Annotated in this window: 3 protein-coding genes; 1 reads left to right on the forward strand and 2 read right to left on the reverse strand. The window is 58.9% G+C overall.

Translation table 11 applies throughout. The features are described 5' to 3' along the window. Positions 1-26 precede the first annotated feature (26 nt). Positions 27-971 carry a 23S rRNA pseudouridine(955/2504/2580) synthase RluC gene (gene rluC, locus J9893_RS04460; RefSeq protein ID WP_201896700.1) on the reverse strand — a complete coding sequence of 315 codons (945 nt, stop codon included), beginning with the start codon at positions 969-971 and terminating at the stop codon, positions 27-29. A 414-nt stretch (positions 972-1,385) separates the two neighbouring features. On the opposite strand from rluC, the gene rne reads away from it, so the two are divergent. After that, positions 1,386-4,529, forward strand: a complete 3,144-nt coding sequence (rne, locus tag J9893_RS04465; RefSeq protein ID WP_041211422.1) for a ribonuclease E — start codon at positions 1,386-1,388, stop codon at positions 4,527-4,529. Between the two features lie 657 nt (positions 4,530-5,186). Here the strand turns inward: rne and J9893_RS04470 are convergent. Beyond that, complete coding sequence (locus J9893_RS04470; protein WP_041211421.1) at positions 5,187-6,659, reverse strand: inorganic phosphate transporter; 1,473 nt, start codon at positions 6,657-6,659, stop codon at positions 5,187-5,189. Positions 6,660-6,750 lie beyond the last annotated feature (91 nt).

Here is a 6,750-nt window from a genome sequence, read left to right on the forward strand (position 1 = left end):
GCCTTGGCTCCCGTTTTTCATGGTTGTCAGCGTGGCAGCTTGGCGAGAAACGCCTCAAGCTCCGGTGACAATGGCGCTTCCACCTGCATCTCCCGGTCGTCCACCGGATGAGTAAAGGTGAGCTTCCAGGCGTGCAGGAACAAACGCTTTAGCCCCTGCCCTCGCATCTTTTCATCAAACCCGGCCTCACCATATTTGTCATCGCAGGCGATGGGATGGCCGGCGTGCTGGGTGTGGACACGGATCTGGTGAGTACGGCCAGTGATGGGACTGCACTCGACCAGTGTGGCCTCGGCAAACTGACGGGTAATCCGGAACCGGGTCTCGGAAGGTTTGCCATCGCTGCTGACCCGCACCACCCGCTCGCCGGATTGCAGATCATTTTTGCGAAGTGGCGCATTGACCACCTTGACGTGGGGTTGCCACTGGCCGCGCACCAGCGCCAGATACTGCTTGCGCATGGTCTTGACCCGCAACTGCTCGTGCAGGCTGCGCAGGGCACTGCGCTTCTTGGCAACCAGCAGCACGCCGGAGGTGTCGCGATCCAGCCGGTGCACCAGTTCGAGGAAACGGGCTTCGGGGCGCAGAGCACGCAGCCCTTCGATGACGCCAAAACTGAGGCCGCTGCCGCCGTGCACTGCCATGCCGGACGGCTTGTTTAGCACTATCATGGCGTCGTCTTCAAACAGGATCTGGCTCTCCAGACGCTGGATGCTGCCGAGGTTGGCAGAAGGCAACTCATTCTTCTCGGCCACACGCACGGGGGGCACCCGCACCTCGTCACCGGCACAAAGCTTGTATTCCGGTTTGATGCGCTTCTTGTTGACCCGCACCTCCCCTTTTCGAAGGATGCGATAAATCAGGCTCTTGGGGACGCCCTTTAACTGAGTCTTGAGAAAATTGTCGATGCGCTGCCCGTCATGCTCAGCTTCGATGGTGAGCAGCTGCACTTGTTGATGTATCTGTGTCATGGCGCGGATTTTAACACCGCCGACAGCCCTTGGCTGCATGCTTTGTTAAAAAATGGCGTCTTGCTATAAAAGTGGTTTAAATGGGATAATAAACAAGGTTTTGTCATTGTGTTCAAGCCTTGTACTAAGTGGCCAAAATGTATGCCACCCAATCCCGAAACACCGTGTATACAAGAACATGACGGTTCCCGGGTGCGAGGTACAACGCATGGAGAACACAAACAGAGCCGACGTAAATTGTCTCCACATCGGTATCCTTAATTCACGCCCTCTCGAGAAGGCTGAACCAGAGTGCCCTTAGTTTGCGCCTCATGCATACCCCAACCGGGAGGTTGCCCCAGCATGCTGAAGACCCGAGGCCGGCGCCGGCAGGACCCAGTGGAGGAATCAAAATGACAAAATAATGAGAACTCAATGAAAAGAATGCTAATCAACGCGACTCAGGAAGAGGAGTTGCGCGTAGCGCTGGTTGACGGACAACAGCTCTACGATTTGGATATTGAAAGTCCGGGACACGAGCAGAAAAAAGCGAACATTTACAAGGGCAAAATCACCCGAGTAGAACCCAGTCTCGAAGCTGCTTTTGTTGACTATGGCGCCGAACGCCACGGTTTCCTGCCGTTAAAGGAAATCGCCCGCAATTACTTCCCCTCCGGTTACTCCTATCAGGGTCGTCCCAACATCAAAGAAGTGGTCCGCGAAGGCCAGGAAGTGATTGTCCAGATCGACAAGGAAGAGCGTGGTACCAAGGGTGCAGCCCTCACCACCTTCATCAGTCTGGCTGGCAGCTACCTGGTGCTGATGCCGAACAACCCCCGTGCCGGCGGCATCTCCCGTCGCATCGAGGGTGACGAGCGGACCGAGCTGAAGGAAGCCCTGAGCGGACTGACCGTACCGGACGGCATGGGCCTCATCGTGCGCACCGCCGGTGTGGGCAAGTCCCCGGAAGAGCTGGAGTGGGATCTGAACGTTCTGCTCAATCACTGGGACTCCATCCATAAGGCGTCACAACAACGTTCCGCTCCGGTGCTCATTCACCAGGAGAGCAACGTCATCGTGCGCGCCATCCGTGACTATCTGCGTCGCGATGTGGGCGAGATCCTGATCGACAACCCGGTCATCTTCGAGCGCGCCAAGTCACATATCGAGCTGGTCCGTCCCGATTTCCTCAATCGCGTGAAGCTCTACAAGGGTGATGTCGCCCTGTTCAACCACTTCCAGATCGAGAGCCAGATCGAATCGGCCTTCCAGCGCGAAGTGCGCCTGCCCTCCGGCGGCAGCATCGTCATCGATCCGACCGAAGCACTGACCTCCATCGATATCAACTCCTCCCGCGCTACCAAGGGCGGCGATATCGAAGAGACCGCCCTGCAGACCAACCTGGAAGCGGCCGATGAGATCGCTCGCCAGCTGCGCCTGCGTGACCTAGGTGGCCTGATTGTCATCGACTTCATCGACATGACCCCGGTTCGCCATCAGCGCGAAGTGGAAAACCGTCTGCGTGAAGCGGTGCATCAGGATCGTGCCCGTATCCAGCTGGGCCGTATCTCCCGTTTCGGTCTGCTGGAGATGTCTCGCCAGCGTCTGCGTCCCTCCCTCAACGAGTCCAGCAGCCATATCTGCCCCCGTTGCCAGGGTCAGGGGGTCATCCGTGACAACGAATCCCTCGCCCTGTCCATCCTGCGTCTCATCGAAGAAGAGGCCATGAAGGACAACACCGAGCAGGTGCATGCCCAGGTGCCGGTCGATGTGGCCGCCTATCTGCTCAACGAGAAGCGTACCTCCATCGCCAATCTGGAACAGCGCAATGATGTGCGTGTCTACATCATTCCGAACCAGCATCTGGAAACCCCGCACTACGAAGTGACCCGCATCCGTCAGAACGAGATCCCAGAAGCGGCCAGCTACGAGCTCAAAACCGAGATTGCCAAGCCGGTCTACCAGCCGCGCCAAGCTCAGGTAGTCGAGCGTGAACAACCGCTGCTGCAAGGGTTTGCCCCGGCTCCTCAGCCGGTTGCGCCCGCCGCCCCGGCTCCTGTTGCGACTCCCGCTCCGGTTGCAGAACAAGTCGGCTTCTTTGGCAAGCTGGCCAAGGCCTTCTCCGGCCTGTTCGGTGCCTCCTCCGATGCGGCTCCGGCCGAGGTGAAGGCGCCTGCCGACAAACCGGCCGCCCAGCGCGAAGCTCGCAAGGATGACGGGCACCGTCACCAGCGCGATGAATCCCGCAGCCGTGGTCAACGTGGTCGTCGCGACGACAACCGCGGCAGTCGCAATGCCGAGGCCGGAGAGAAGCGTGAAGGCGCAGCCAGCCGCGAGAGCAGTGATCGCAATCGTCGCCCGCGCAAAGAGCGTGAGCCTCGTCAAGAGCGGGAACCGCGCCAGGAACGGGAACCCCGTGGCGAAGTGCGCACCGAGCAGCGCATGGAGCGTGAGCCTCGCGAACCCCGCCAAGAGCGCGAACCTCGTGCCCCGCGTCCGGCTCGTGAACCTCGCGCCCCCCGCGAACCCCGTGCCGAGGTGATCGTCGAGGCGGTTGATACCGTTGATACTGCGGTCGCCAGCGCTGAACCGCGTCAGGAAAAAGAGCAAAAAGTGGCCGAGCGCCGCGAACGTCGCCAACTGCGCAAGCAGATCCGTGTCGATGTCGCCGCGACCGACACCCCTGCCCTGCCGACTGACGAGCAAATCATCGATGTCGCCGACGTGCAAGCCGCCGCTGAGCAGCAAGAAGAGCAAGGCGAAGGTCAGCGTCGTTCCCGCCGTACCCCGCGCAATCAGCGCATCGAAGGGCAACGTCGCAAGCGCATCAACGAAGAGGCTCGTGGCCAGCGTGAAGACGAAGCACAAGGTGAAGTGCAGCTGACTACCGCGGCCCAGGCCGATGCGGCTCAGGTGAAGGTGGAAGAACCGGTTGTGCCTGTCATCACCATTCCGAGCGCAGAAGCGGTTGCAGCAGCCCTGCAGGCCTCCGCCGCTCTGACCGAGCACGTGGTGGCTGAAGCCATTGCTGAGGAAGCGGCAGAGCAAGCACTGGCAGCCCAGGCAGTGGACGCGCCCTCCACTGACGAAGTTGAACAGGCTGCGCAAGCAGACGCTGAACCCGCCGCCGAAGTGGCAGTTGTCGAACCCGAGATGGTCGAACCTATCGTCGACACCGCCTCTCATGACGAACCTGTAGCCTTGATCGACGCTGTCGAGCAGACCCAGCAAGTGGAGGCCATCCCAGAAGAGGTTGCACCGGTTGCTGAAGCGGCACCTGTCGTGATCGCTGAGGAGACGGCCACCGCCGAGGCGAAGGTCGTCGAGATGCCGGCTGCAGTGGTGCAAACCGAGCCAGCAACCAGCCCCGAAGTGAAGGTCAGCAAGGGTGCCGGTGTATTGGCCCGTGCCCGCAAGGCTTATGCCCCCATGGCAACGCCGGCTGCGGCTCCTGCCCCGACACCCCGTGAACCCGTGGAGTACGCTCCCCTGGTACGCAGCGAAGTCGTGACCTCCGGTCGCCACGGTGGCAGCACCGCTGCCAGCAACGTGGCAACCAGCCCGGCCGGTCGCCCCTGAGCAGACTCGTTAGTCTGAATAAAGAGCCACACATCGTGTGGCTCTTTTTTTATCTCTTTTTTTGGGCTGACATCGCCTTGCTCTCCCCCCTGCCCATTCTTCGATATCCGCCGCTTTCCCGATGTTCAGCGACCACACACAGTCCAAACAAGACGTGAATAACACACCAGACAGAGAATTCATCTCTGTCAAAGCATCACGACATGCTCTGCTTTGTCGACAGGGTCCGTGCATTGACAGCATATGAAGCCATTGGCAAACCGTCTGGCAGCGTTCCCCTTTGGTAGCACAGTCGGTGTGTTCAGTGGTGGCTGAGACAACCCAGGTTGAACGGGAATGCCAGACATAGGGCAACCTGTGGCGCTCTTCACTCTCATCATTTCTGGTGAGGAACATAGGCACGTTGCACACCCTCCCTTCTGCTTTACGTGCAAGCATCGGCTTGTAACAAGGCATCACACAGACAGGTCCCCTCACTGTGCACAACGAGTGGCTCAGGGATGTAGAGAAGCAAAAGAGGTGATAGATAATGTAATTCAACTTCTTGTCTGATGGCATACAACTATCACTTATTGAACTATTGCCGCATGACGTGATATTCACCAGGCAACAAAAAAGGGCCCGAAGGCCCTTGTTTCATTTCCAATGACTGTCGTCTTACCCGCCAAAGAGATGGTTGTTCAGCAGGAAGAGACCGCCGGAGAGCAGCATGGTGAGCGGCAATGTCAGCACCCAGGCCAGCAGAATGGTCTTGATGGTCTGGCTCTGCAGGCCGGACTTGTTGGCCACCATGGTCCCCGCCACCGCTGAGGAGAGAATGTGGGTGGTGGACACCGGCATCCCGGTCAGACTCGCAATCCCGATGGACGCGGCGGCCGTGATCTGGGCTGCAATGCCCTGGCTGTAGGTCATGCCGGAGGAACCGATCTTCTCCCCTACCGTGTAGACGATACGACGCCAGCCCACCATGGTGCCGCAACCGAGCGCCAGGGCGATGGACACGATGACCCAGGTCGGCGCATATTCGGCCGTGGCGGTCAGATCCTTGCGCCATTTGGCAAGATCGGTCAGCTCCTTGGCCGGCAGTGGCAACTTGGAGACCTTGCGGGCAGTGTCGTCGATGCACAGCAGCAGACGACGCACCTCGCGGCGATCCACCAGGTTCATCTCCTCGTAGGTGCGCACCTGGCCCAGACGCTTGTCGAGGGTCGCCATGGCCTGCAGGGCCTCCCCTGCCGCACAGTGACTCATCAGCTCTTCTTGGGCTTTGGCAGGCACACTGAAGTTCACCAGATGGGAAACCTGTTCCTGGTTACGCTGGTAGATCTCCATGATGCGCTGGTTGGCATCCTGGGTTCTGTCCAGATCATAGGAGCGGCTGTTCATGTCTAGCGCAAAATAAGCAGGCGCCATGCAGATCAGCACCAGCATCACCAGACCGATGCCTTTCTGGCCATCGTTGGAGCCGTGCACGAAGCTCACCCCCATTGCGGAGCAAATCAGAGTGACACGGGCCCAGAATGGTGGATGCTTCTTGCCGTCCACCAGCAGGCGCTCTTCCGGGGTCTTGTGGATCTTGCTGCCAAGCCATACGCGCTTCATGGCGAACAGCAGCAGGGCGGCAATGATGAAGCCCACGGTGGGAGAGATGATGAGAGAGAGCATGATGTCGATGGCTTTGCCGACGTTGATACCCTCTTTCAGGGGTTGATGGCTGATCAGGGCATAGGCGCCGCCTACCCCCAGGATGGAACCGATCAGGGTGTGGGAGCTGGATGCCGGAATGCCGAAGTACCAGGTTCCCAGGTTCCAGACGATGGCCGAGAACAGCAGGGAGAACACCATGATCAGACCCTGGGTAGAGTCCATGCCAAGCAGCAGATCGATGGGCAGCAGGTGAACGATGGCATAGGCCACCCCCAACCCACCCAGCATGACACCGGCGAAATTGAACAGACCGGAAGCCACCACCGCCATATGAGCCGGCATCGCCTTGGTATAGATAACCGTTGCTACCGCGTTGGCGGTATCGTGAAAGCCGTTGATGAATTCATAGGCCAGCACAAAAAAAACGGCCAATACCAAACCGATTGACCACCACAAACCCAAACCACTAAACATTTCAAACATAAAAACGAACCTGTTTATGAGTTGCGGCGGATTATGCCAGAAGGCTCGATGCGCCATACCCGTTGTTGAAATATTTCAGCAAAAAAAAAAA

Source organism: Aeromonas sp. MaB10011B, from assembly GCF_017939325.1.
GTDB classification, from domain to species: domain Bacteria; phylum Pseudomonadota; class Gammaproteobacteria; order Enterobacterales; family Aeromonadaceae; genus Aeromonas; species Aeromonas caviae.